Genomic DNA, 23830 nt, shown 5'->3' with positions numbered 1-23830 from the left:
TGCGGCGCACGGCCATTCATTGCGGTGCGCGGGCGATCGCGATCGATAACGCCAGCTCCACGAGGTCCGACAGCACGGCGCGGTGGCCGGCCATGCCGAATTCACTGCGCGTCAACCGGCCGTGTGCCTCGATCGTGCAGGCGTCGGCGGTGCAGCGCGCGGGCAGCAGCTCGAAGCGCATCGGGCGGGTGATTCCGCGCAAGGTCAGCTGGCCTTCGAGCGCGCCACCGTCGTCCAGCGCCGTGCGCGGCACCGGTGCCGAGACGAAGCGCAAGGTCGGGTACCGCGCCGCGTCGAAGAATTCCTCGGCCAACACCCAGCGGCGCAGGTGTTGCGAGTCCATCGACAGGCTGTCCACTGCAACGCGCGCGTCCACCACCACGCGGCCGTCGCCGAGCGGCTCGATCGCGCCGTCGAGCCGCTCGAAGCGGCCGTGGATGGTGTGCAGCCACAGCAGCCGCACGCCGAAATCCACATGCGAGGGCGGACTCTCGATGCGCCACCGGTGGGACGGCGCCGCGTACACCGCGGGCGCGAGGGCCAGCAGCGCGACGAGGGCCGCGGTGCGCATCAGGGCGACCAGAACGCATCCAGCCGGGCGTTGCCCGGCTCCAGCACGCCCTGCAGGTGCAGCACCGCCAGCCCGGCCGGCGGCATGCCGCGGAATTCGTCCGAACGGCCATCCACCATCAGCGCGACCAGTCGCTCGATGCCGGGGTTGTGGCCTACCAGCAGCACGCAGCGTGCGTCGGTGTGCTGGTCGAGCAGGGCGAGCAATTCGCCCGGGGTGGCGTCGTAGATTTCCCCGGCCAGGCCGATCGCGCCGTCAGGGGCGACCGCCTTCGCGGCCAGCTCCGCGGTGCGCCTTGCACGCAGGGCCGGCGAGCACAGCAGGCGGTCCGGCCGCACGCCGTGCGTGGCGAGCCAGCGGCCGGCGGCCAGCGCCTCCTGTTCGCCGCGCGGGCTCAGTGAGCGTTCCAGGTCCTCGCTGCCGGAGGATGCCGGCAGGGCCTCGGCATGTCGCAAAAGAATCAGTTCTTGCATGGCGGCCTCGCTTCAATGCTGGCGCTTGAGCCAGCGCAGCAGCGGCAGCCAGTCCTGCTGCTGGCTGCGCACCTGCTCGGAGTGGTAGTCGAAGATGCCCTTGCCCAGGGCGGTGAGCAGCACGTAGGCCTGGCTGTCGCGCAATTCGGCGACGACCGGGAAGGGGGCATCCTCGGCCAGTTGCGCCAGTGCGTCCTGGCTGGCGTGGGTCCACGGCTTGAGGCGGTTGCCGATGAGCGCCACCGGCAGCTTGCCGCGTTTGATCCGCGCGATGCCGGCGAGCCGCTGCAGAAAGTCCAGCGTCGCGTGCAGGTCGAACGAGGAGGGCAGCACCGGCACCAGCAGGGCGCTGGCCTGCTCCAGCAGCGGCTCCAGCTCGCGCTCACCGGTGCCGGCGGGGGTGTCGACCAGCACGCGGTCGGTGTCCGGCGGCAGTTTCTGCAGGCCACGGCGGCCTTCCAGTCCCAGTACGCCCGGTGTGCCGTCGGGCCGCAGCGCGGCCCAGCGGAAGCTCGAACCCTGGCGGTCGGTGTCCACGATCGCCGTGCGCTTGCCCTCCTGCGCGAAGTGCGAGGCCAGCTGGGTGACCAGCGTGCTCTTGCCGCATCCGCCCTTGCTGCTTGCCACCAGCACCGTCAGCATCGGCCGCCCCCGTTGGGAAAGGTGGGGCAAGCGTAGCTGGTTACGGGGAACAGGGAACAGGGAACGGGGAACGGGGAACGGGGAACGGGGAACGGGGAACGGGATGGAGCGCGTGCAGTTCAGGTGCCCGCAGGCGGCGCCGCGTTTCCTTCGGGGTGCATCTCCCAGTCGGCCGGGGCATCGGTCGGCACGCCGGCATCGCGCAAGGCCGAGAGCACCAGGCTCATCTCGGTGCCGCCGCTGCGCGCCAGCGACAGCAGGTGCTGGGCCTGGGCCTTGTCGGTCTGCACGCGCGAGGCGAGCCGGGCGAACTGCTGAACCTGCCAGACCAGGTCGCGCCGTTCGCGCCGGGCCTGGTTGCGCTCGGCTTCGTCGCCCAGGGTTTCTCCCAGGTGCAGGCCGAGCGATCGGGCCAACGGACTGGACCCCCATTCGAGCGTCTTGCCGAGCTGCCGGCAATCGGCACTCAGCTGCTGGTCGGTGCCGGCGTCCTGGCACAGGTCGGCCACGGCACGCAGGCCCGGTTGCGGCTGCGTGCCGGCGACGCCGAACACGAGCATCGCCTGCACGCCGGCCGCGCCGGCGCCGGCCTTCGGATCGAGCGTGGCCGCGGGGGGCGGCAGCACGCTCACGCTGTTGGCCAGGGCCTGCAGGCTGGTGCCGGTGTAGTCGTCGTAGAGCTTGGCCTGGGCCGCGTGCGCAAGGTCCGCGCGGGCGGCCTCGCGCTTGGTGTCGTGCATGTCCCGGCCGAGCTTGAGCAGCCAGACGGCGGCGTTGTCCGGCGCCTCTTCCAGCAGCGAGGCGAGGGCCTGGGCGTTGGGACAGGCGTCGGCCTTGGCGTCGCAATCGGCCAGCTGTATCCAGCGCTGCGCCGGACCATGGCCCGGCGCGGCCGCCGCGCGTTCGATCAGGCTGTGGAAGTCGTTCGCCTTGGGCTGGCCAGACAGTGGACGCGCCAGCAGCGCCGCGCCGAGCAGCGGCAGCGCATCGGCGCGCGGCGCCAGCACGCTCACCAGGTCGCGCTGGAAGGCCAGCAAGGCGGCGGTGTGCTGTTGCTGCTGGGGACGGGCTTTGGACTTCTTCGCCAGCACGTTGCCGGGCAGGGCGCAGGCACCCAGCACGCATGCCAGCACGAGGGCCAGTTGACGCAGTCCCGGCATCGCGTTCTCCTTGGAGCTGAAGCGGGCAGCATAGCGGGCAAGGATTAAGCCAGCCTGATCCGCCTGGCGGCGCGGCGCGCGCTGGCGGGCAAGGATGGTTAGCATGGCCGCTCCCCGACGCGCACCCGGCGCGTGCCCGCCCAATGACGGAGAGATGCCGTGGATCAGTTTTCGAGGTTGGCCGACGTCCAGGCGGCGCCATGGTTTGTCGGCTGGGGCACGCTGGCGCTCATCAACGCGGGCCTGGCGCAAGGCAAGAACCGCAGCGGCCTGCTGTGGTTCCTGCTCTCGCTGGTGTTCGGCCCGCTCGCCACGCTGGTGCTGGTGCTGTTGCCGAAGGTGCGGCAGAAGCTGTTCTGAGGACGGGGATCCGGGAAGGCAACGCGCCGCGCTTGCAGATCCCGAATGCCAAATCCCGGCTTCAGTCCCCCAGCGCCTCGCGCATGAACTCCGGCTGCGCCAGCGCGCCGCGGTGGATCTCGGCGTTGTAGTAGCGGGTGGGGAAGCCCTTGCTGAGCGCGCCGCGCTCGCGGAAGCCGGACAGGTCCCCACCCTTGCGCGCCATCGTGCAGCTCCACCAGCCGGTCGGGTAACACGGTTGCGGGAACGGCAGCGTCTTGACCGCGGAGAAGCCGGAGGTGCGCATGGCCGAGCGCATCGACTTGATCAGTTCCAGGTGCGCCAGCGGCGATTCGCTCTGCTGCACCAGGATGCCGCCGTGGCGCAGCGCCTTGTGGCAGCTGGCGTAGAAGGCGGCGTTGAACAGGCCCTCGGCCGGCCCCACCGGATCGGTCGAGTCGACGATGATGAGGTCCAGCGAGTCGGGCTCGGCCTCGGCCATGTACTTGATGCCGTCGATGAACAGGAGCTCCGCGCGCGGATCGCCGTTGGACTCGCACAGCTCCGGGAAGTGCTGCTCGGCCAGGCGCGTCACGCGCTCGTCGATCTCCACCTGCACCGCGTGCTCGACTTCCTCGTGCTTGAGCACCTCGCGCAGCGTGCCGCAATCGCCGCCGCCGATGATCACCACGCGCTTGGCGCGCGCGTGGGTGAACAGCGCCGGATGGGTCATCATCTCGTGGTAGAGAAAGTTGTCGCGGCTGGTCAGCATCACGCAGCCGTCGATGACCATGAGATTGCCCCAGTCGGTGGTCTGGTAGATCTCGATGGTCTGGAACGGCGTCTTCTCCGCATGCAGCAGCTTCTCCACGCGGAAACCGATGGAGGAGCCGGAGGTCTGGTGGGCCTCGGTGAACCAGCTGAGTTGCGACATGGCGCTGTCCTGCACTTGGGAGACGTGAAAAGAGCGGCATTGTAGCGGCAACCGCGCGCGCGCAATGTGCGCGTTGACCATCTGTCACCGCCGCGCCGCTACAATGGCGCCGGGCCGGCCATCGGCCGCCCACGAGCCCATCCGGCCCCGCGGCGTGCGAGGCTTCCGGCCGGCGGGCCCTCGCTCGATTCGAGCATGCGTCAAGGCTCGCCGCTGCGACGTGCATGGATCCGTTTGCCTGGGAGACCCTTGCCATGTCCACGTCCTGGACCGTCGACGACGCCCGCCTGCTCTATGCCGTGCCCTACTGGAGCGACGGCTACGTCGACGTCGATGCCGGCGGCCGGATCGTGATGCGCCCGCAAGGCGCAGGCGGCCCTTCCCTGCCGCTGCCGCAGATCGTCCAGCAGGCGCGCGCGCAGGGCCTGCGGCTGCCGCTTCTGGTGCGTTTTCCCGAGATCCTGGCCGACCGCCTGCGCCGCATGCAGGGCGCCTTCGCCCGGGCGATCGGCGAGACCGGCTATGCCGGCGGCTATACCGCGGTCTTCCCGATCAAGGTCAACCAGCAGCGCGGCGTGGTGCAGGAGTTGGTGGCCGCCGGCAGCGAGGGCTTCGGCCTGGAGGCCGGTTCCAAGCCCGAGCTCATGGCGGTGCTGGCGCTGGCGCGGCCCGGCTCGATCGTGATCTGCAATGGCTACAAGGACCGCCAGTACGTCCGTCTTGCGCTGATCGGCCGCAAGCTGGGCCTGCGCGTTTTCATCGTGATCGAGAAGCTGTCCGAGCTCGAGCACGTGATCGCCGAGGCCAGGGCGCTGGATGTCGAGCCGCTGCTCGGCGTACGCGTACGGCTGGCTTCGATCGGCGCGGGCAAATGGCAGAACACCGGCGGCGACAAGGGCAAGTTCGGCCTGTCGCCGGCGCAGGTGCTGGAGCTGGTGGCGACGCTGGAGGAGGCCGGCCTGAAGCACACGCTCAAGCTGCAGCACTTCCACATGGGCTCGCAGATCTCCAACGTGCGCGACATCGCCAACGGCATGCGCGAGGCCACGCGCTATTTCGTGGAACTGTCGCGCATGGGCGTGCCGCTTCAGATCGTCGACGTCGGCGGCGGCCTGGGCGTGGACTATGAAGGCTCGCGCTCGCGCAGCCACAATTCGATCAACTACTCGATGGAGCAGTACGCGCTGACCATCGTGCAGTCGCTGGCCGAGGCGGTGGCGGCGGAAGGTCTGGCCGCCCCGCACATCCTCACCGAAGCCGGCCGCGCGATGACCGCGCACCATGCGGTGCTGGTGTCCGACGTCACCGAGGTCGAGGAGGTGCCGGCCGGCACGCTGCCCACGGCCCGGGCGCAGGAGCCGGCGGTGCTGCGCCATCTGCGCGAAGTGCATGCCGCGCTGGGCGAACGCCCGCCGCTGGAGCTCTACCACGAGGCGCAGCACCACCTGGCCGAGGGGCAGTCGCTGTTCGCGCTGGGCCAGCTCGGCCTTGCCGACCGCGCGCGGCTGGACGAGCTGTTCTACCTGATCGCCAACGCGGTGCGCGCGCGGCTCTCGCCGGCCGACCGCGCGCATCGCGTGCTGCTGGACGAACTGGACGAGAAGCTGGTCGACAAGTACTTCCTCAATTTCTCGGTGTTCGAGTCGGTGCCGGACATCTGGGCGATCGACCAGATCTTCCCGATCGTGCCGATCACGCGGCTGGACGAGGCGCCGGCGCGTCGCGGCGTGATCGTCGACCTCACCTGCGATTCGGACGGCCGCATCGACCACTACGTCGATGCCGAGGGCGTGGACGTGAGCCTGCCGCTGCACCGCCCGCGGCCCGGCGAGGACTACTGCCTGGGCCTGTTCATGGTCGGCGCCTACCAGGAGACCCTGGGCGACATCCACAACCTGTTCGGCGACACCGACGCGGTCAACGTGCGCGCCGACGGCGACGGTTACGTGTTCGACCACGTGCGCCGCGGCGACACCACCGACCTGATGCTCGACTACGTCGGCTACGACCTGGCGGCGCTGCGCCGCAGCTACCGCGAGCGTATCGCGGCGGCCGGTATCGAGGGCGGCGCGGCCGACGCGCTGTACCGCGACCTCGACGCGGGACTGACCGCCTATACCTATCTGGCCGGCTGAATCACAGGCGGCGTTACCTTGCACCGAGGTCCGATGGCGCCCGTCGAGGGCCGGTCTACAATCGCAGGCTCCCCCTCTCGGAGACGTGCCATGGCCCAGCTCGAAGGCAAGGTAGCCCTCATCACCGGCGCGGCCAGCGGCATCGGCAAGGCGATCGCGGAGCTGTATGCCCGCGAAGGCGCCGCCGTGGGGATCGCCGACATCAACCAGCAAGCCGCCGAGGCCACCGCCGAGGCAATCAGGGCAGCCGGCGGGCGCGCCATGGGGGTGGCCATGGACGTCACCGACGAGCAGGCGGTCGAGGCCGGAACCGAGGCGGTGGTGCGGGCCTTTGGATGTCTGGACGTCCTGATCTCCAACGCCGGCGTGCAGATCGTCAACCCGATCGAGAGCTTTGCCTACGCCGACTGGAAGAAGATGCTGGCGATCCACCTCGATGGCGCCTTCCTCACCACGCGCGCGGCGCTCAAGCACATGTACAAGGACGACGGCGGCAAGAGCCGCGGCGGCACCGTGATCTACATGGGCTCGGCGCATTCGCACGAAGCTTCGGTGCTGAAGGCGCCCTACGTCACCGCCAAGCACGGCCTGCTCGGCCTGGCCCGCACGCTGGCCAAGGAGGGCGCGCCGCACAACGTGCGCTCGCACGTGATCTGCCCCGGCTTCGTGCGCACGCCGCTGGTGGAGAAGCAGATCCCCGAGCAGGCCAGGGAACTGGGCATCAGCGAGGCGGACGTGGTCCGCAGCGTGATGCTCAAGCACACCGTCGACGGCGTGTTCACCACCTTGGACGATGTGGCGCAGACCGCACTGTTCCTGGCCGCCTTCCCCAGCGCCGCGCTGACCGGGCAGAGCCTGCTGGTCAGCCACGGCTGGCACATGCAGTAGCCGCCTTCGATGCGGCTCAGTCGCGGTGTACCTGGAACCCGGCGAACGACTGGCTGGTAGGCATCAGTTCGATGCGATTGACGTTGAGGTGGGCCGGCAGGTTGGCGATCCACCACAGCGTTTCGGCGATGTCGCCCGCGGTGATCGGGTGCGCGCCGGCGTAGAGCTTGTCAGAGGCGGCCTGGTCGCCGCCGGTGCGCACCAGCGTGAATTCGGTCTGCGCCATGCCAGGCTCCACCGAGGTGACGCGCACGCCGGTGCCGTGCAGATCCGAACGCAGGCCCAGCGAAAACTGCGAGACGAAGGCCTTGGTCCCGCCGTACACGTTGCCGCCGGTGTAGGGGTAGCTGCTCGCCGTCGAGCTGATGTTGACGATGGCGCCGCGCCGCTCGATCAGCGTGGGCAGCAGCAGCCGGGTCAGCGTGACCAGCGCGGTGACGTTGGTGTCGATCATCTGCCGCCACTGCGCCAGGTCCGCCTGCTGTGCGGGGGCCGTGCCCAGCGCCAGGCCGGCGTTGTTGACCAGCAGGTCGATGCCGGCGAACCCGGCCGGCAGGCTGGCGTGGGCCGCGCGCATGGCGGCTTCGTCGCGGATGTCGAAGACCAATGGATGCACGCTTTCGGCGCCGTGGCGGTCGACCAGCGCCTGCAGGCGCTCGGCGCGGCGGCCGCTGGCGACGACGCGCCAGCCGCCGGCCACGAAACGCTCCACTGCCGCGGCGCCGAAGCCGGACGTGGCGCCGCTGATCCAGGCGGTGCGTATGTTCATCTCAGCGGCCTTCCTTCAACGCGATCGCCTTGATGCCGGCCGAGGCCAGGCGCTGCTTGGTCGACTCCAGCTCGGAGGCGGAGCGGAACGGGCCCAAGCGCACGCGATGGAAGGTCTGTCCGCCCACGCTGACCGCCTGCACGTTGGCGACGAAGCCCTGCAACGCGAGCTTGGCCTTCAGCGCCTCCGCGTCGGCCGCGCTGGGGAAGGCGCCGACCTGCAGCAGGTAGCCGCTGCCGGCGGCGGGCGGCGGCAGCGCCGCCGGCGGCGCGGCCTGGATGTTCTCGGTGACGGCGGCCGGCGCATTGGCGTTGGCCGGTGCCTGTTGCTGCGCGGCGGCCGCGGCCTGCGCCTGCTGCGCGGCCTGCTGCTTCTGCTGCTGCTCGGCGCGCGCCTGTGCACTGATCTGCTCGTCGGGGATGCGCACCTCCTTCTCCGACAGCACCGAGTAGAAGTCGTACTGCGGCTTCTTCGGCGCGCTCTCGGCCGGCGCCAGGCCCTTGTCGCCGCCGCCCTGCGCAGTGGCCTGCGGATTCGGCTGCGGGCCGGTGGGCGCCATCGGCAGCAGCGAATGGCGCGTCAGCACCACCATCGCCAGCACGCCGACCGCGATGCCGATCACCGCCCACCCCCAGGCCGGAAAGCCGCCCTTGCGGTTGCGCACGGCCTGCCGGCCCTTGCCCTTGCGTGCTGCCATTACATGCTCTCCGGGGCGGAAAGGCCCAGCAGGCCCAGGCCATTCTTCAACACCTGCCGGGTCGCCACCACCAGCGCCAGGCGCGCATTGCGCAGGGCGGCGTCGTCGACCAGGAACTGGTGCGAGTTGTAGTAGGTGTGGAACGCATTGGCCAGTTCGCGTAGCCAGCCGGCGAGCAGGTGCGGCTCGAGGTTGGCGGCGGCGGCGTCGACGATCTCGGGGTACTTGGACAGTTCGGTGAGCAGGATCTGCTCGTGCTCGTTGTCCAGGCGCGCCAGCTCCGCCAATCCTTGGTCGAGGTCGACGCTGAAGCCCTTCTCCCCGGCCTGGCGCAGCACCGAGCACACCCGCGCGTGGGCGTACTGGATGTAATAGACCGGGTTGTCGTTGCTCTGCGAACGGGCCAGGTCGATGTCGAACACCAGCTGCGAGTCGGCCTTGCGCGAGATCAGGAAGTAGCGTGTGGCATCGCGGCCGGCTTCGTCGATCAGGTCACGCAGGGTCACGTAGCTGCCGGCGCGCTTGGAGATCTTCACCTCTTCGCCACCGCGCATCACGGTGACCATCTGGTAAAGCATGTAGTCCGGATAGCCCTTGGGGATGCCGGCATCGAGCGCCTGCAGGCCGGCCTTCACGCGCGCCAGCGAGCCGTGGTGGTCCGAGCCGAGCACGGTGATCGCCTTCTCGTAGCCGCGCTGCCACTTTGAAAGGTGATAGGCCACGTCCGGCACGAAATAGGTGTACGTGCCGTCGGACTTGCGCATCACGCGGTCCTTGTCGTCGCCGAAATCGGTGGTGCGCAGCCACAGCGCTCCGCCTTCCTCGTAGGTGTGGCCGTGGGCGACGAGTTCGCGCACGGTCTCCTCCACCTTGCCGTCGGTGTAGAGGGACGATTCCAGGAAGAAGGTGTCGAAGCCGACGCCGAAGGCTTTCAGGTCCAGGTTCTGCTCGCGGCGCAGGTAGGCCACGGCGAAATGCCGGATCGCCTCCAGATCGGCCGGATCCTTGGCGCCGGTCACCGTGTGGCCTTCGACCGTGACGCTGTCGCCGGCGAGGTAGGCCTTGGCCACGTCGGCGATGTAGTCGCCGCGGTAGCCCTCCTCCGGCCAGCCGGCGTCGCCGGGGGCCAGGCCGCGCGCGCGCGCTTGGGTGGAGATCGCCAGATTCTGGATCTGCACGCCGGCGTCGTTGTAGTAGAACTCGCGCCGGACGTTCCAGCCGGTCGCCTCGAGCAGGCGGGCGATGCAGTCGCCCAGCGCAGCGTTGCGCCCATGGCCCACGTGCAACGGGCCGGTGGGGTTGGCCGAGACGAATTCCACGCCGACCGTTTTGCCCGCGCCGGCGGTGCCGCGGCCGTAATCCTTGCCGTCGGCGAAGATGCGTTGCACTTGCGCGTGGTAGGCGCCGGGGCTCAGGAAGAAATTGACGAAGCCGGGGCCGGCGATCTCGATCCTTTCCACCAGCGTATTGGCCGGCAGCGCGCCGACCAGTTTCTCGGCCAGCTCGCGCGGCTTGGCGCGGGCCGGCTTGGCCAGCAGCATCGCGGCATTGGTCGCGAAATCGCCATGTTCGCGGCTGCGCGCACGCTCCACCACGAAGGGCGGAATCTCGAGTTCGGCAGGCAGGACGGAAGTGTCCTGTAGGTTCCGGATGGCCTGCAGCAGCAGGTCGCGCAGCGGTTGTTTCACGGCGAGGAATCAGCGTCGATGGGAACCGTCCATCCTAGCAGAGGCACGCCTTGCGGGGCCCGCGGGGGCCTGGTCGGGCCCGGTGGGGACAATGCTGTGGATAACTCTGTGGGGAAAAACCGGATCGAAGGCGGGATCTTCCATTCGATCGGCCCCGTAGGGCGCTTGTAAAGAGGACAACCCTTCTAAAACATAGGCTTACAAAGCAAGTCTTACCTTTTCAGGAAGCTTCGGCCCCGCAAGTCCGATAAGGCCGAGCTGTGCATAAGTCGCGCGGGCTATTTTCGCGCCTGTCAAGTCGTGTGATGGCGGTCATGTTCCGGTCACACGCGGGGGGCATGCTTCGCCGGCGCTCGTTCTCCCCCGGGCGCATCCAGGGCGGCACGCATTCCCCGGCGTGCCGCCCTTTCTTTTGCCGGAGCGGCGGTGTCGAGGCCAGTGCCGTCGGTTACAACAGTCCTCGTTCGGCCATCGACACCGGCGCGCCGTGGCCGATCACCAGGTGGTCGAGCACGCGGACGCCGACCAACTTCAGCGCCTCGCGCAGCTCGCGGGTGATCGCGCGGTCGGCGGCGCTGGGCTCGGCCGTGCCGCTCGGATGGTTGTGGGCCAAGATCACCGCGCAGGCGTTGTGCCTGAGGCAGGCGCGCACTACCTCCCGCGGGTGCACGCTGGCGCCGTCCACGGTGCCGCGGAAGAGTTCCTCGAAGGCGAGCACGCGGTGCCGGTTGTCCAGGTACAGGCAGCCGAACACTTCGTAGGGCAGGTGGCGCAGGCAGGCGGAAAGGTAGTCGCCGCTGTCCCGCGGGCTGCCCAGGCTGGGCAGCGCCTGCAACTGTTCGGCCAGGCTGCGGCGGGCCAGTTCCAGTGCGGCCATGAGGCGTGCGCGCTTGGCCGGACCCAGGCCGCTACTGCGCAAGGGCTGGTCCGGGCGGCCGAGCAGGGCGCCCAGGCCGCCGGCCTGCTGCAGCAGCTCGCGGCCCAGCGCGATGGCGTCCTTGCCGGGTACGCCACTGCCCAGCAGCACGGCCAGCAGCTCGGCGTCGGACAGCAGGGCGCTACCTTTGTGCAGCAGCTTTTCGCGGGGGCGTTCACCGCTGGGCCAGTGACGGATGCTCATCGGGCCATCCTGCCTGCCGGAGTGCGACCGCAGGCAGCAGAGCGGACTGACGATTCCGGTAAGCTAGCGCTCCGCCCGATTGTCAGGCCCGCCTTACATGAGTCTTGCCCAACGTCGCCTTCTGCTCGGCGTCTCGGCGGGTATCGCCGCCTACAAGTCCTGCGAACTGGTTCGTCGACTGCGCGAGCAGGGCGCGCAGGTGCGCGTGGTGATGACCGAAGCGGCCACGCACTTCGTTGGCGCCACGACGTTCCAGGCGCTGTCCGGCGAACCCGTGCGCGTATCGCTGTGGGACGAAGGCGCCGAGGCGGCGATGGGCCACATCGAGCTGGCGCGCTGGGCCGAGCGGGTGCTGATCGCGCCGGCCAGCGCCGACATCCTTTCCCGCCTCGCCCAGGGCCAGGCCGACGACTTGCTGACCACGTTGTGCCTGGCCAGCGCCGCACCGCTGTTCGTGGCGCCGGCGATGAACCAGCAGATGTGGGCGCATGCAGCCGTGCAGGCCAACCTGGCCACGCTGCGCGCGCGCGGCGTCACGGTGCTGGGCCCGGCCGCCGGCGAGCAGGCCTGCGGCGACGTCGGTTCGGGCCGCATGCTCGAACCGCTGGAACTGCGTGACGCCCTCGCCGCTTCGTTCGGGAGCGGCGCGCTGGCCGGGCTGCGCGTGGTGGTGAGCGCAGGCCCGACCTACGAGGACATCGATCCGGTGCGCTTCATCGGAAACCGCAGTTCCGGGCGCATGGGGTTCGCAGTGGCGCAGGCGGCAGCTGCGGCCGGCGCCGAGGTGACGCTCGTCGCCGGCCCGGTCGGCCTGGCCACGCCGGCGGGCGTGGCTCGCCGCATCGACGTGCGCAGCGCCGCACAGATGCACGAGGCGGTACGCAGCGCGGCGGCGGCGGCGGATATCTACGTCGGCGCGGCAGCGGTGGGCGACTATCGCCCGGCCCAGGTGGCGTCGCGCAAGCTCAAGAAGCGCGACGGCGCCCCGCTGGTGCTGGACCTGGCCGAGAACCCGGACATCCTGATGGAACTGGCCGCCGCCACGCCGCATCCGTTCCTGGTCGGCTTCGCTGCCGAAACCCATGACGTCGTGGCCTACGCGCAGGACAAACTCGCCCGTAAAGGACTGGACATGATTGCCGCCAACCGCGTCGGCGAGGGCCTGGGCTTCGAGGCCGACGACAACGCGCTCAGCCTGTATTGGCCGGGCGGCGGCGAGGAATTGCCGCGTGCCTCCAAGCGTGAACTGGCCTCGCGGCTGGTCGAGCGCATCGCGCAGCGCTATCGGGCCGCGCGCGCATGATCGACGTCGAGCTGAAGATCCTCGACCCGCGACTGGGCGATACCATCCCCCTGCCCGAGGCGGCAACCGCCGGCAGCGCCGGCATGGATCTGCGTGCCGCCATCGATGCACCGCTCACCCTGGCGCCGGGCGAGAGTGCGCTGGTGCCCAGCGGCATCGCCATCCACATCGGCGATCCCAACTGGTGCGCGCTGATCGTGCCGCGTTCGGGACTGGGCCACAAACATGGGCTGGTGATGGGCAACCTGGTCGGCGTGATCGATGCCGACTACCAGGGGCCGCTGATGATTTCGTGCTGGAATCGTGCCGGCGCGCCGTACACCATCGGCGTGGGCGACCGCATCGCGCAGCTGCTGCTGGTACCGGTAGCGCAGGCGCGGTTGCGCGTGGTGGCGCAGTTCGCGCCGTCCGCCCGTGGCGCGGGGGGGTTTGGTTCGACGGGCATCAACTGAAGACGGGCTGCAGTCGGGGGCGAGATGGCAAGAAAGATCGCGGGAGATGCGTCGCTTCGGCTGGTGCCGCTGGCCGGCGGCACCGTGCTGTTGCTGCTGGGCCTGTTCTGCGCATGGCAGACCTGGCTGATCGCCAGTGAAAGCGGCCAGGTGGCGCGGGTGCACGCGGCGCAGGACCAGGCGGTGCAGACGCTGGCGGCCGAGATCGCGGACGAGCACAACCGCATCGCCCAGGCGGCGGCCGCTGTGGGCGTGCAGGGCGACCGTGCGCAGCTCGCCGCTGCGCTGCGCGCCAGGCTGCCTGCGGCACTGGAAGTGGAGGTCTACAGCGCCGCCCTGGACGAGGTGCTGCACGCCAACTACCGCGAGTTCGGCTATGCCAAGGCGGCCCAGCTGATGGCGGCGCAGACCAGCGATGGCAATCCGCCGGTGCAGACCGTGACCACGCACGGCCAGCGGCGGTTGAGCGTGGTGCAGCCGATGGGCCCGGCGGCACGCCCGCTGGCGTGGGCCTGGGTGGAACTCCCATTCACGCCGCTGCAACGGCGATTCGAGTCCATTGCGCCGGGTAACGGCCGCATCGATTTGCATCAGGGCGACGACCGCGGTGCGTTGAGCCTGCTCTCGCGCGGCGTGGCGTCGGCCCAGCTGGAGGATGATGCCAAGCCGGTGCCGGGCAGCAATTTCAGTGTCGCCGCCGCGCTTCCGGCGGCCTTCATCGTGCTGCCGCGCATCTGGCCGCTGGCGGCGTTGCTGGCGCTGGCATGCATCGTCGGCGGCCTTTACCTGCTGTGGCTGCGCACCCGAGCGCCCGCGCAGCGAGAGATTCAACCCAAGGAGATCATGGTGTCAGACGTCACTCCAGCCAAGCCCCAACCGGCTCCGCCGGTGGTGCGCCCCGTGGCGAAGCCGCCCGCGGCCAGCCCCGCCGATGCGGTCGATCCGAGCATCTTCCGCGCCTACGACGTGCGCGGCGTGGTCGGCAAGACGCTCACCGCGCGGGTGGCGCACCTGCTGGGCCAGTCGATCGGCACGCTGATGCGCGAAAAGGGCCTGTCCGAGATCGTGGTCGGTCGCGATGGCCGGCTGTCCGGTCCCGAGTTGGCCGGCGCGCTGTCCGACGGCCTGCGCGAAGCGGGCATCGACGTGATCGACGTCGGCGCAGTGCCGACGCCGGTGGTGTACTTCGCGGCCTACCGCTTCAACACCGGCAGCGGCGTGGCGGTCACCGGCAGCCACAATCCGCCGGACTACAACGGCTTCAAGATCGTGGTGGGCGGCGAGACGCTGTCCGAAGGCGCGATCCAGGACCTGTACCGGCGCATCGCCAGCGGCGCGCTGGAGGATGGCGGCCACGGCGGCTTGCGCCACGTCGACGTGGTGCCCGACTACATCGAGCGGATCACCTCCGACGTGCAGGCCGAGCGTCGGCTCAAGGTCGTGGTCGATTGCGGCAACGGCATTCCCGGAGCGGTGGCGCCGCAGGTGCTCGAGGGCATCGGCTGCGAGATCATCCCGCTGTACTGCGAGGTGGACGGCACCTTCCCCAATCACCATCCCGACCCGTCCGATCCGCACAACCTGGAGGACCTGATCCACGCGGTGCGCCAGACCGGAGCGGACATCGGCGTGGCCTTCGACGGCGACGGCGACCGCCTGGGCGTGGTGACTCGCGAAGGCGAGATCATCTTCCCCGATCGCCTGCTGATGCTGTTCGCGCGCGACGTGCTCTCGCGCCAGCCGGGCGCCACGATCATCTACGACGTCAAGTGCACCGGGCATCTCAAGGGCCAGGTGCTGGAGGCCGGCGGCAGCCCGCTGATGTGGCGCACCGGTCACTCGCTGATCAAGGCCAAGATGCGCGAGACGCAGGCCGAGCTCGCCGGCGAGATGAGCGGCCACTTCTTCTTCAAGGAGCGCTGGTACGGCTTCGACGACGGCATCTACGCCGGCGCGCGGCTGCTGGAGATCCTTGCCGGCGATCTGGAGGGACGCACGCCGGAGGAGATCTTTGCCACGTGTCCGAAGGGCGTGTCCACCCCCGAGCTGAAGATCGAGCTCAAGGAAGGCGAGCACTATCGCTTCATCGAGACGTTCAAGGAGAAGGCCAGCTTCGGCGACGCCACACTGGTGACCATCGACGGCGTTCGCGCGGACTGGCCGGATGGCTGGGGCCTGGTGCGCGCCTCCAACACCACGCCGGTGCTGGTGTTGCGCTTCGATGCGGACAACCCGGCGGCGCTCAAGCGGATCCAGCAGGCCTTCCGCGAGCAACTGTTCCTGGTCGACCCGGGCCTGAAGCTGCCGTTCTGAGTGACCCGGCGGGGCGGCTGAAGCCGCCCCGTGCAGCCATCGCAAGGTGGGCCAGCCTCCTTGCGTTGCGCTAGCTAAGGCCGCTGTTCTTCCTGCGCCTTCTTCAGCGCGCGGTAGTGGTCCAGCTGCTGCGCAGCCGTCTTCTGGGCGTCGTCGCGGCGGTCCTGCTGGCGCTCCAGCGTGGCGTGCTGGCTGGCCACCACGTTGCGCTGCTCACTGATGCTGTCGGTGAGGTACTTGGGCACCGGCTTCTTGGCGCGCTCCAGTTCGGCCGCACGGCCGAGCAGGTCGGCCAGGGTCTTCTCCTGGCTGCGCAGGTTGATGCGGGTGGTGCTGATCTGCTGGTCGATGGAATCGATTGCTTCCTGCTGCGCCTGCCGCAGCGCCGCCTCGTCGCCGTAGGCGTTGAGCATCTGCAGGTCGGCGCGCTTGCGCGCGTCTTCCTCACGCGTCCGGGCGGCCTGCTCGGCGGTCACCTTGTCGGCCGCGGCGCGCTCCTCTGGGCTGAGCTGGCGTTCGACGTGGCGCACCACCATGCCCTGGTCATTGACCAGGTCGTAGCCGTACTTCATCGCATCCGCAGTGAGGCTGTCGCTGTAGTGCGAGAGGCCCTGACCGTCGCGCCAGTGGTAGCGGACGCCTGCGCCCTGGGCGTGGGCGGTCAGGACCGTCGCCAGGCCGATGGCGGCGGCGTAAACGAACTTGCGCATGGGTAACCCCTCCTGGCGGCCAGTATAGCCATCGTGCCGATGCCGCCTAAAGCGTGGATGAAGGCCGCGGCCGGGCGTGTGACGCCGGTCGCCCCACGGCAGCCTGCGCTTACGCGTCCACGCCGTAGCGGGATCGGTAATCGAGCAGGCGGGCGTGCTCGGCCGCCAGCTCCGGCCGCTCGCCGGCATAGGCGAGCACGTCGTCCAGGCCCGTGATCGCGACCACCGGAATGCCGTGGTCGCGCGCCACCTCTTGTGCGGCGGAGAGTTCGCCCTGGCCGCGTTCCTGGCGATCGAGCGCGATCAGCACGCCAGCCGGCGTGGCGCCCTGGGCGCGAATCAGCGCGAGCGACTCGCGCACGGCGGTGCCGGCGGTCATCACGTCGTCGACGATCAGCACGCGGCCCTTGAGCGGCGCTCCGACCAGCACGCCACCCTCGCCGTGGTCCTTCGCTTCCTTGCGGTTGTACGCCCACGGCAGGTCTCGGCCGTGCCGCGTGGCCAGCGCGATGGCGGCGGCCGCCGCCAAGGCGATGCCCTTGTAGGCGGGACCGAAGAGCATGTCCACGGGCAATTGCGAGCGCACCAGCGCCTCGGCGTAGGCCTCGCCCAGCCGCGCCAGCGCGGCGCCGGAGTCGATCCTGCCGAGGTTGAAGAAATACGGGCTGTGCCGGCCGGACTTGAGGGTGAATTCCCCAAAGCGCAGCACGTCGCGTGAAAGGGCCAGTTCGATGAAGTCGCGTTGATGGGGTTGCACGGGGGTTTCCATGTCGACGGCCGGAGGGCGCTTGTGGCTATTATCCATCGCTTCCCGCACGACGAGCCGCACCGCATGAGAATCATAACCCTCAACGCCAACGGCATCCGCTCGGCCGCCAGCAAGGGCGTCTTCGACTGGCTGCGCACGCAGCAGGCCGACGTGGTCTGCCTGCAGGAAACCAAGGCGCAGGAGGACCAGCTCGGCGACGCGATGTTCCGTCCCGACGGCCATCACTGCTTCTACCGCGACGCGACCTGCAAGAAGGGCTACAGCGGCGTGGCGATCTACGCGCGCCGCGAACCGGACGCGGTGCTCACGGAATTGGGCTGGGAGCCCTTCGATTGCGAGGGGCGCTACATCGAGGCGCGCTTCGGCAACCTCTCCGTGGTTTCGCTCTACGTGCCGTCGGGCTCCTCCGGAGAGGAGCGCCAGCAGTTCAAGTTCAAGGCGATGGACTTCCTTACGCCCATCTTCGATCAATGGCTCAACAGCGGCCGCGACTACGTGATCTGCGGCGACTGGAACATCGTCCATACCAGGAACGACATCAAGAACTGGACCTCCAACCAGAAGAACTCCGGCTGCCTGCCGCAGGAGCGCGCCTGGCTGGACCTGCTGTTCCACAGCCGCGGCTGGGTCGACTCTTTCCGCGCGATCAAGCCCGAGGCGGTCGAGTACACCTGGTGGTCCAACCGCGGCCGCGCGCGCGAGAACAACGTGGGGTGGCGCATCGACTACCAGGTCTGCACGCCCGGCTTGCGCGAGCGCATGCGCGGCTGCTCGGTCTATCGCGAGCAGCGGTTCTCCGACCACGCGCCCTACACGGTCGACTATGCCGACTGACCCGGGCGCCCCGGCGCCGCCCAAGCCATCGATCTGGCGCGCATTCGCGCAACCGGCGGCGGGCACAATGGCGTTGCTGGGCTTTTCCTCGGGCCTGCCCTTCCTGCTGGTCGCCGGCACGCTGGCGTACTGGCTGAAGGAGAACGGCATCAAGCTGGCCGACATCACCATGATCGCGAGCGCCGGCATGACCTACGCCTTCAAGTTCCTGTGGGCGCCGTTGCTGGATCACTGGCGGCTGCCGGGTTTCGCACGCCTGGGTCAGCGTCGTGGCTGGCTGCTGTTTGCCCAGCTCTGCGTGGCCGCCGGCTTGCTGGCGATGGCGTTGCTGACGCCCGCGCAACTGGTGCCGTTCGTGGCCGCCACGCTGCTGGTGGCGTTCTTCGGCGCCACCCAGGACGTGGCGATCGACGCCTACCGCATCGAGATCGCGCCGGTGGAAGCGCAGGGCGCGCTGGTGGCCACCTATGCGCTCGGCTATCGCATCGGCTTGTTGCTGGCCGGCGCGGTGGCGCTGATCCTGGCCGATCACCTGCCCTGGCGCGTGGTCTACCTGGTCATGGCCGCCGCCATGGCCGTTCCCTTGGCAACCACCCTGCTCGCGCGTGAGCCGGACGTGCTGCGCGCACGGCCGGCGAGCTGGCGCGCGGCCATGCGCGAGAGCGTGCTCGACCCGTTCGCCGATTTCTTCCGCCGCTATGGTGCGCCGGCGGCGGGCGTGATCCTTTTGTTCATCCTGCTGTTCAAGATTCCTGAGCAGGCGACGATCGGCGGCATCATGAGCCCGTTCTACCGGGACATGCAGTTCTCCAAGACCGAGATAGGCGCGATCACCAAGATCTACGGTGTCTGGATCGGCATCGTCGGCGTATTCATCGGCGGCGCGGCGGTGGCCCGTTGGGGTGCGTGGCGTTCGCTGGGCGCAACGGCGGTGCTCTGCGGCTGCAGCAACCTGCTTTACCTGACGCTGATCCCGCATCCAGGCAACGTCGCGGTGTTGACCCTGGTGATTTCCGCGGAGAACCTCACCCTGGGCATGCTGGGCCCGCCAGCGGTGGCGTTCCTGTCGATGCTGGTCAATCGCCAGCACACCGCCACCCAATATGCGCTGCTGAGCTCGCTGGTGAACCTGCCGGGCAAGCTCCTGGGTTTTTTTGCCGGCGGCATCGCCACGGCCGCCGGCTACGCAGGGTATTTCGCGCTTACCGTAGTGGCGCTGATCCCGGCCATGCTGCTCTACGCGTTGCTGTGGCGGCGCATGCGTGCGACCGAGCAGACCGGCACCTAGCCCCGCCCCGTTTTGCCGGCTCATGCGTGTCTTGGCGGAACTGGCCGCCCGGCCTACTGCAAAGCCGCGGGTTCTGTGCCACCATGCCTCGCCACCTGGCATGCACGACACGGAGCGACGCACGTGCCGGATCTCGTCATACGCCATATCGACAGCATGATGGCCGAGCGCATCAAGACGCTCGCGAAGGATCGTCATTGGTCGATCAATGACGTCGTACTGCACGCCTTGCGCCATGGCCTGGGCTTGAGCTCCGCAGGGCAGATCTCCAGCGAGACGCTGTTCGATCCGAACAGCCTGGTGCTGGGCGGGCAGTGGGACTTGGCCGAGAAGGCGGTTTTCCAGGAGGCGCTGCAGGCGCTCTCCCTCACGCGGCCCACGCAGCTGGCGCCTGCCAACGCGTCCACGCTGGGCTAGCCACAGGCTACATCCGTCCGGTCATTCCCGGGGCGCCAGATAGAGCGCGCCCAGCACGCGTCGACCCCGCGCGCCGGTCACCGTAGGCAGGTTGCCTGGCAGGCCCAGGATGCGCTGGCGGGCGAGCCAAGCGAACGCGGTGGCCTCCAGGTGGTCCGGATCAATGCCGCAGGTTGCGGTGCTGGCCAGCCGGCTGGGTTCGAGATACCTAGCCAGCCGCTCCATCAGCCGTGGATTGTGCACGCCGCCGCCGCACGCCAGCACATCGCCTGCAGCGGGCGCATGGGTGCGGATCGCGTCGGCCACGCTGCAGGCCGTCAGCTCCAGCAGGGTGGCCTGGACGTCGGCCGGCGCCAGCGTCGCCACGCGCGGCTGACGCAATAGCCACGCAAGATGGAAGTGCTCGCGGCCGGTGCTCTTGGGCGGGCTGAGCGCGAAATAGGAATCGGCCAGCAACGCCTCGAGCAAGGCCGTATCGACCCGGCCTGCGGCCGCGAAGGCGCCGTCGCGATCGAACGGCTCGCCGCGGTGTTGCAGGCACCAGGCATCCATCAGGCCGTTGGCCGGTCCGGTGTCGAAGCCGAGCACCTGGCCGCCGGCATCCAGCACGGTGATGTTGGCGATGCCGCCCAGGTTCAGCACGACGCGGGTGCGCCCGGGCTGGCCGAGCAGCATGGCGTGGACGGCAGGCAGCAGCGGCGCGCCCTGGCCGCCGGCGGCCACGTCTGCGCGGCGGAAATCGGCCACCACGTCGATGCCGCACTGCTCGGCGATGACCGTCGGGTCGCCCAGTTGCAGGGTGAACGGCGCCTCGCCGCCAGGCCGATGCCGCACGGTTTGCCCGTGCGAGCCGATGGCCCGCACCTGCGACGCCATCGTGCCGCTGGCTTGGAGCAGGGTTTGGGCGGCGCTGGCGAAGTGGCGGCCGACGGCAACGTCCAGCCGGCCATAGGCATCCAGGTCGAAGGCCACCAGATCCTGCGCGACGGCGAGCACTCGTTCGCGCAATGCATCCGGCCACGGGTGCGTGAGCGCCGCGACCAGCCGCGGCATGCCCTGCTCGAAGGAAACCAGGGCCGCGTCGATGCCATCGGCGCTGGTGCCGGAAATCAGGCCCAGATAGAGGGCCGAGGCATCGTCATGACGCAAGGCGCTGGCCGTCAGTCGTCGTTGCGCGTCGTCGAACCGAGCTGGGCGAGCTTGATGCTGGCGTCCATGGCCTTCAGGCGCGCCAGCTGCGGGCGCACGACCTGGCTCTCGAAGCGCGCCAGCTGCGCGGCCGGCAGGGGTTGCGGCTTGGGCAGGGTGACCGTCTGCGGATCGCGTTGCGTGCCGTTCACGCGGAACTCGTAGTGCAGGTGCGGCCCGGTGGCCAGGCCGGTCATGCCGACGTAGCCGATCACCTGGCCCTGACTGACGTGCTGGCCCACGCGCTCGTTGGCGAAGCGCGACATGTGGCCATAGGCGGTGCTGATGCTGCCGTTGTGCTGGATCACCACGAAATTGCCGTAGCCGTTCATCCAGCCCTTGAACTTGATCACGCCATCGCCCGCGGCGTGGATCGGAGTACCGGTGGGCGCGGCGTAATCGACGCCCTTGTGCGCGCGCATGCGGCCGAGAATCGGATGGAAGCGCGCGGCGCTGAAGGTCGAGGAGATGCGGGTGAAGTCCACCGGGATGCGCAGGAACGACTTCTGGATCGGGCGACCGTCCTCGCTGAACCAGCCGTAGTGCCCGTCGTCCTTCTTGTAGCGGTAGGCCGTGTAGCGGCGCCCCTGGTTGACGAACTCGGCGGCGACGATGTCGCCCTCGGCGTAGTAACTGCCGTCGCGGTAGACGTCGTCGTAGATCACCGTGAAGCTGTCGCCTTCGCGCAGATCCTGCACGAAATCGATGTCGTACTTGAACAGGTCGGCGAGCTTGCCGACCATCGCCTGGCTCATGCCGGCCTTTGCCGCTGCTGCATACAGCGAGCTGGTGATGGCGCCGTGCGCCACGTGTTCGCGGGTTTCCATCGCGCGCGGTTGAACCGCCAGCGTGGAGTGCTCGCCATTGAAGCGCACGACCGCGCGGTTGGCGTCGTCCTTGTCGAAGCGGATGCCCTGCAGGCTACCGTCCCCGCCCAGCAGGAAGTCGAACTCCTGGTGCGGACGGATATTGTGGAACGCGCTCCTGGCCGAGCCGGCCGCATCCATCACGCGCTGCAGGTCAGTGAGGCTCAGGCCCTGATCCTTGAAGATGTCCGACAGCGTCTGGCCAGGTTGCACCTGCACCACCCGCCAGTCTTCCATCGCCGGGGCGGCCGAGGTCGTGACGTCTGCCTTGGGCAGGGTGAGCGGAAGCAGCGTATGCACGGCCGGTTCGGGCGTGGGCCGCATCGCGCTGGCCCAGGCGGGCAGGAAGATACCGGACAGCGCGGTCAGCAGCAGCGCCGTGCCGGCCAGCACCCAGCGCTCGCGATGCCAGTTGATGGGCTCGGCTTCGCCGTGACGACTGAAGGACCAATGCGAGCAGCGTTCGTAAAAGTGCATGTGGCGGCGCTGCGCCTTGCGGCGGATAGCCTGCTTGCGCGCCGCCCGCGCGATCTGCTCGCCCTCACCCATGCTCGTTGCCCCGCGCTACAAAGTACTCAGGCGTCGTACCTTAGCGGCCGCGTATAAAGGGCGTCAACGCCTTTCCTTTCAAGGATTTGCGCTGGTTTTCTGATTAACGCACAATTAACGCCATTTTGTGAACGGCGGCCCGTTGCCGCCGTCGAACCGATGTGGATAGAGGACACCATGAACGAGCTTGAGCAGGCGCTGGCGACGATTGCCCGCGGTGCCGACGAGATCATCAAGCAGGAGGAGCTGAGCGAGCGCCTGAAGACCGGCCGGCCGCTGCGTATCAAGGCCGGCTTCGACCCCACCGCGCCGGACCTGCACTTGGGCCATACGGTGTTGCTCAACAAGATGCGCCAGTTCCAGGACCTGGGGCACCAGGTGATCTTCCTGATCGGCGACTTCACCGGAATGATCGGCGACCCCACCGGCAAGAACGTCACCCGCAAGCCGCTCAGCCGCGAGGACGTGCTGAAGAACGCCCAGACCTATGCGAGCCAGGTCTACAAGGTGCTCGATCGCGAGCGTACCGAGGTGCGCTTCAACAACGAATGGTTCGGCAAGATGTCCGCGGCCGACATGATCAAGCTGGCCGCGCAGCACACCGTCGCGCGCATGCTCGAGCGCGACGATTTCGCCAAGCGCTACGCCGCGCAGCAGCCCATCGCCATCCATGAGTTCCTGTATCCGCTGGTTCAGGGTTACGACTCGGTGGCGCTGAAGGCCGACGTCGAGCTCGGCGGCACCGACCAGAAATTCAACCTGCTGATGGGGCGCGCCCTGCAGGAGCACCACGGACAGCCGCCACAGATCGTGCTGACCATGCCGCTGCTCGAGGGCCTGGACGGCGTGCACAAGATGTCCAAGTCGCTGGGCAACTACATTGGCATCGATGAGCCGGCCATCGACATCGTCACCAAGACGATGAAGATCGGCGACGCGCTGATGTGGCGCTGGTTCGAGCTGCTCAGCTTCGAAGTGTCGCTGCAAGAACTCGAGCGCATGAAGCACGAGGTCGCGGCCGGCGCACTCAATCCGCGCGACGCCAAGCTGCGCCTGGCGCGCGAACTGGCGGCCCGCTTCCACGATGCAGCTGCAGCCGAGCAGGCCATCGCCGGATGGCATGCCGTGGTGCGTGGCGAAGGCGACACCTCGCTGTTGCCCTGCAACGATATCGCCGTAAGTGCGGAGGGCCTGCGTCTGCCGGCGCTGCTCACGGCCGCGGGGCTCGCCGGCAGCAACTCGGAAGCGAACCGCAAGCTCAAGGAGCGCGCGGTGCGTATCGACGGCGAGGTGGTCGAGGACGCCTTGCGCACGTTCGGCGCGGGCTTCGAAGGCGTGTTGCAGATCGGCAAGCGCAACTTCGCGCGAGTGAGGCTGGTGGCCGGCTGAGCACAGAAAAGGTTGCGTCCGCTTGCCTTCGGCAGACGCCGTCTTTATTATTCGCGGCCCGTCGTCCACTCCCCCTTTGGCTGACGTCTCCCTCGGTAGAAAACATCCTCACGAAGGTGTTGACGGGCAGAGAAAGGGATGTAGAATGGGCGGCTCACCCGGGACGAAAGGTCTCGGGGCGATCTGAAGAACAGATCGCAAGTGATTGATCTTTGACAGTGTGCGCAGGTGACTTGTGTGGGCGCCTTGCGGTGGCTGGATGACTGTCCAACCAATGCAAGCGTCCAACCTAAGAGTCAAATTAAAAGCTTGACGTTTACGGTTGGGTTCAACGCT

At 68.8% G+C, this 23830-nt stretch carries 23 protein-coding genes; 10 read left to right on the top strand and 13 right to left on the bottom strand.

Features of this window, described 5'->3' with window-relative positions; translation table 11 throughout:
- Positions 1 to 16 precede the first annotated feature (16 nt).
- The 4 genes from VGU03_RS13030 to VGU03_RS13015 all read right to left on the bottom strand — a co-directional run bounded on the left by VGU03_RS13030 (position 17) and on the right by VGU03_RS13015 (position 2951).
- Positions 17 to 571 (bottom strand): YceI family protein, encoded by a 555-nt coding sequence (locus VGU03_RS13030; protein ID WP_327481185.1) that lies wholly within the window; start codon positions 569 to 571, stop codon positions 17 to 19.
- Complete coding sequence (locus VGU03_RS13025; RefSeq protein WP_327481183.1) at positions 571 to 1044, bottom strand: histidine phosphatase family protein; 474 nt, start codon at positions 1042 to 1044, stop codon at positions 571 to 573. Before VGU03_RS13025 ends, VGU03_RS13030 begins: the two co-directional genes overlap by 1 nt.
- Positions 1045 to 1056: 12 nt before the next feature.
- Positions 1057 to 1686 (bottom strand): ParA family protein, encoded by a 630-nt coding sequence (locus tag VGU03_RS13020; RefSeq protein WP_327481181.1) that lies wholly within the window; start codon positions 1684 to 1686, stop codon positions 1057 to 1059.
- 119 nt (positions 1687 to 1805) lie between these two features.
- Positions 1806 to 2951, bottom strand: coding sequence for a hypothetical protein (locus tag VGU03_RS13015; RefSeq protein ID WP_327481179.1), 1146 nt, complete (start codon positions 2949 to 2951; stop codon positions 1806 to 1808).
- Positions 2952 to 3005: 54 nt separating this feature from the next.
- On the opposite strand from VGU03_RS13015, the gene VGU03_RS13010 reads away from it, so the two are divergent.
- Positions 3006 to 3206, top strand: coding sequence for an antitermination protein NusB (locus VGU03_RS13010; protein ID WP_327473726.1), 201 nt, complete (start codon positions 3006 to 3008; stop codon positions 3204 to 3206).
- 61 nt (positions 3207 to 3267) lie between these two features.
- Here VGU03_RS13010 and speE read toward each other — a convergent pair whose 3' ends face one another.
- Entirely contained in the window at positions 3268 to 4119 is an 852-nt protein-coding gene (gene speE, locus VGU03_RS13005; RefSeq protein ID WP_327481177.1) for a polyamine aminopropyltransferase, read from the bottom strand.
- 254 nt (positions 4120 to 4373) lie between these two features.
- On the opposite strand from speE, the gene speA reads away from it, so the two are divergent.
- Both speA and VGU03_RS12995 read left to right on the top strand, forming a co-directional pair.
- The gene (gene speA, locus VGU03_RS13000) at positions 4374 to 6254 is read left to right on the top strand and encodes a biosynthetic arginine decarboxylase (protein WP_327481175.1); all 1881 of its coding nucleotides are present in this window, start codon (positions 4374 to 4376) and stop codon (positions 6252 to 6254) included.
- Positions 6255 to 6344: 90 nt separating this feature from the next.
- Positions 6345 to 7142 carry a 3-hydroxybutyrate dehydrogenase gene (locus VGU03_RS12995; protein WP_327481173.1) on the top strand — a complete coding sequence of 266 codons (798 nt, stop codon included), beginning with the start codon at positions 6345 to 6347 and terminating at the stop codon, positions 7140 to 7142.
- A 16-nt stretch (positions 7143 to 7158) separates the two neighbouring features.
- Here VGU03_RS12995 and VGU03_RS12990 read toward each other — a convergent pair whose 3' ends face one another.
- The 4 genes from VGU03_RS12990 to radC all read right to left on the bottom strand — a co-directional run bounded on the left by VGU03_RS12990 (position 7159) and on the right by radC (position 11416).
- Positions 7159 to 7911 carry an SDR family NAD(P)-dependent oxidoreductase gene (locus tag VGU03_RS12990; RefSeq protein WP_327481171.1) on the bottom strand — a complete coding sequence of 251 codons (753 nt, stop codon included), beginning with the start codon at positions 7909 to 7911 and terminating at the stop codon, positions 7159 to 7161.
- Position 7912: 1 nt separating this feature from the next.
- A complete protein-coding gene (locus VGU03_RS12985) occupies positions 7913 to 8608 on the bottom strand; it encodes an SPOR domain-containing protein (protein WP_327481168.1) in 696 nt (231 codons plus the stop codon).
- Positions 8608 to 10296 (bottom strand): arginine--tRNA ligase, encoded by a 1689-nt coding sequence (gene argS / locus VGU03_RS12980; protein ID WP_327481166.1) that lies wholly within the window; start codon positions 10294 to 10296, stop codon positions 8608 to 8610. Before argS ends, VGU03_RS12985 begins: the two co-directional genes overlap by 1 nt.
- A gap of 448 nt (positions 10297 to 10744) precedes the next feature.
- Positions 10745 to 11416, bottom strand: a complete 672-nt coding sequence (gene radC, locus VGU03_RS12975) for a RadC family protein (protein WP_327481163.1) — start codon at positions 11414 to 11416, stop codon at positions 10745 to 10747.
- Between the two features lie 97 nt (positions 11417 to 11513).
- Here radC and coaBC point away from each other — a divergent pair, with 97 nt between their 5' ends.
- From coaBC to VGU03_RS12960, 3 genes are read left to right on the top strand one after another with little or no spacing between them, the layout of a single operon-like run.
- The gene (gene coaBC / locus VGU03_RS12970) at positions 11514 to 12719 is read left to right on the top strand and encodes a bifunctional phosphopantothenoylcysteine decarboxylase/phosphopantothenate--cysteine ligase CoaBC (protein WP_327481161.1); all 1206 of its coding nucleotides are present in this window, start codon (positions 11514 to 11516) and stop codon (positions 12717 to 12719) included.
- Positions 12716 to 13171, top strand: coding sequence for a dUTP diphosphatase (dut, locus tag VGU03_RS12965; RefSeq protein ID WP_327481159.1), 456 nt, complete (start codon positions 12716 to 12718; stop codon positions 13169 to 13171). The genes coaBC and dut overlap by 4 nt, the downstream gene beginning before the upstream one ends.
- 24 nt (positions 13172 to 13195) lie before the next feature.
- On the top strand, positions 13196 to 15484 hold the full coding sequence (locus tag VGU03_RS12960; RefSeq protein ID WP_327481158.1) for a phosphomannomutase/phosphoglucomutase: 2289 nt from the start codon (positions 13196 to 13198) through the stop codon (positions 15482 to 15484).
- A gap of 74 nt (positions 15485 to 15558) precedes the next feature.
- On the opposite strand, the gene VGU03_RS12955 is transcribed toward VGU03_RS12960, so the two are convergent.
- Together VGU03_RS12955 and pyrE are read right to left on the bottom strand one after the other, a co-directional pair.
- Positions 15559 to 16194 carry a DUF4124 domain-containing protein gene (locus VGU03_RS12955; protein WP_327481156.1) on the bottom strand — a complete coding sequence of 212 codons (636 nt, stop codon included), beginning with the start codon at positions 16192 to 16194 and terminating at the stop codon, positions 15559 to 15561.
- A gap of 109 nt (positions 16195 to 16303) precedes the next feature.
- On the bottom strand, positions 16304 to 16951 hold the full coding sequence (gene pyrE, locus VGU03_RS12950) for an orotate phosphoribosyltransferase (protein ID WP_327481154.1): 648 nt from the start codon (positions 16949 to 16951) through the stop codon (positions 16304 to 16306).
- A 75-nt stretch (positions 16952 to 17026) separates the two neighbouring features.
- Between pyrE and VGU03_RS12945 the strand changes: the two genes are divergently transcribed.
- From VGU03_RS12945 to VGU03_RS12935, 3 genes are all read left to right on the top strand, one after another.
- Positions 17027 to 17797, top strand: coding sequence for an exodeoxyribonuclease III (locus VGU03_RS12945; protein ID WP_327481152.1), 771 nt, complete (start codon positions 17027 to 17029; stop codon positions 17795 to 17797).
- Positions 17787 to 19085 (top strand): AmpG family muropeptide MFS transporter, encoded by a 1299-nt coding sequence (locus tag VGU03_RS12940; protein WP_414655963.1) that lies wholly within the window; start codon positions 17787 to 17789, stop codon positions 19083 to 19085. Before VGU03_RS12945 ends, VGU03_RS12940 begins: the two co-directional genes overlap by 11 nt.
- Before the next feature lie 123 nt (positions 19086 to 19208).
- The gene (locus tag VGU03_RS12935) at positions 19209 to 19502 is read left to right on the top strand and encodes a hypothetical protein (protein WP_327481148.1); all 294 of its coding nucleotides are present in this window, start codon (positions 19209 to 19211) and stop codon (positions 19500 to 19502) included.
- 21 nt (positions 19503 to 19523) lie between these two features.
- On the opposite strand, the gene VGU03_RS12930 is transcribed toward VGU03_RS12935, so the two are convergent.
- Both VGU03_RS12930 and VGU03_RS12925 read right to left on the bottom strand, forming a co-directional pair.
- On the bottom strand, positions 19524 to 20651 hold the full coding sequence (locus VGU03_RS12930; protein WP_327481146.1) for an anhydro-N-acetylmuramic acid kinase: 1128 nt from the start codon (positions 20649 to 20651) through the stop codon (positions 19524 to 19526).
- An 11-nt stretch (positions 20652 to 20662) separates the two neighbouring features.
- Complete coding sequence (locus VGU03_RS12925; RefSeq protein WP_327481144.1) at positions 20663 to 22105, bottom strand: M23 family metallopeptidase; 1443 nt, start codon at positions 22103 to 22105, stop codon at positions 20663 to 20665.
- A gap of 177 nt (positions 22106 to 22282) precedes the next feature.
- Between VGU03_RS12925 and tyrS the strand changes: the two genes are divergently transcribed.
- Entirely contained in the window at positions 22283 to 23494 is a 1212-nt protein-coding gene (tyrS, locus tag VGU03_RS12920) for a tyrosine--tRNA ligase (protein ID WP_327481142.1), read from the top strand.
- Positions 23495 to 23830 lie beyond the last annotated feature (336 nt).

The organism is Frateuria sp. (assembly GCF_035944355.1).
In the GTDB taxonomy this organism is placed as follows: domain Bacteria; phylum Pseudomonadota; class Gammaproteobacteria; order Xanthomonadales; family Rhodanobacteraceae; genus Frateuria_A.
This window is presented reverse-complemented; position numbering and strand designations above follow the sequence as displayed.

Coding starts and splice junctions, on each gene's coding strand:
- VGU03_RS13030 (WP_327481185.1), bottom strand. CDS start 571: ATGCGCACCGCGGCCCTCGTCGCGCTGCTGGCCCTCGCGCCCGCGGTG.
- VGU03_RS13025 (WP_327481183.1), bottom strand. CDS start 1,044: ATGCAAGAACTGATTCTTTTGCGACATGCCGAGGCCCTGCCGGCATCC.
- VGU03_RS13020 (WP_327481181.1), bottom strand. CDS start 1,686: ATGCTGACGGTGCTGGTGGCAAGCAGCAAGGGCGGATGCGGCAAGAGC.
- VGU03_RS13015 (WP_327481179.1), bottom strand. CDS start 2,951: ATGCTAACCATCCTTGCCCGCCAGCGCGCGCCGCGCCGCCAGGCGGAT.
- speE (WP_327481177.1), bottom strand. CDS start 4,119: ATGTCGCAACTCAGCTGGTTCACCGAGGCCCACCAGACCTCCGGCTCC.
- speA (WP_327481175.1), top strand. CDS start 4,374: ATGTCCACGTCCTGGACCGTCGACGACGCCCGCCTGCTCTATGCCGTG.
- VGU03_RS12995 (WP_327481173.1), top strand. CDS start 6,345: ATGGCCCAGCTCGAAGGCAAGGTAGCCCTCATCACCGGCGCGGCCAGC.
- VGU03_RS12990 (WP_327481171.1), bottom strand. CDS start 7,911: ATGAACATACGCACCGCCTGGATCAGCGGCGCCACGTCCGGCTTCGGC.
- VGU03_RS12985 (WP_327481168.1), bottom strand. CDS start 8,608: ATGGCAGCACGCAAGGGCAAGGGCCGGCAGGCCGTGCGCAACCGCAAG.
- radC (WP_327481163.1), bottom strand. CDS start 11,416: ATGAGCATCCGTCACTGGCCCAGCGGTGAACGCCCCCGCGAAAAGCTG.
- coaBC (WP_327481161.1), top strand. CDS start 11,514: ATGAGTCTTGCCCAACGTCGCCTTCTGCTCGGCGTCTCGGCGGGTATC.
- dut (WP_327481159.1), top strand. CDS start 12,716: ATGATCGACGTCGAGCTGAAGATCCTCGACCCGCGACTGGGCGATACC.
- VGU03_RS12960 (WP_327481158.1), top strand. CDS start 13,196: ATGGCAAGAAAGATCGCGGGAGATGCGTCGCTTCGGCTGGTGCCGCTG.
- VGU03_RS12955 (WP_327481156.1), bottom strand. CDS start 16,194: ATGCGCAAGTTCGTTTACGCCGCCGCCATCGGCCTGGCGACGGTCCTG.
- VGU03_RS12945 (WP_327481152.1), top strand. CDS start 17,027: ATGAGAATCATAACCCTCAACGCCAACGGCATCCGCTCGGCCGCCAGC.
- VGU03_RS12940 (WP_414655963.1), top strand. CDS start 17,787: ATGCCGACTGACCCGGGCGCCCCGGCGCCGCCCAAGCCATCGATCTGG.
- VGU03_RS12925 (WP_327481144.1), bottom strand. CDS start 22,105: ATGGGTGAGGGCGAGCAGATCGCGCGGGCGGCGCGCAAGCAGGCTATC.
- tyrS (WP_327481142.1), top strand. CDS start 22,283: ATGAACGAGCTTGAGCAGGCGCTGGCGACGATTGCCCGCGGTGCCGAC.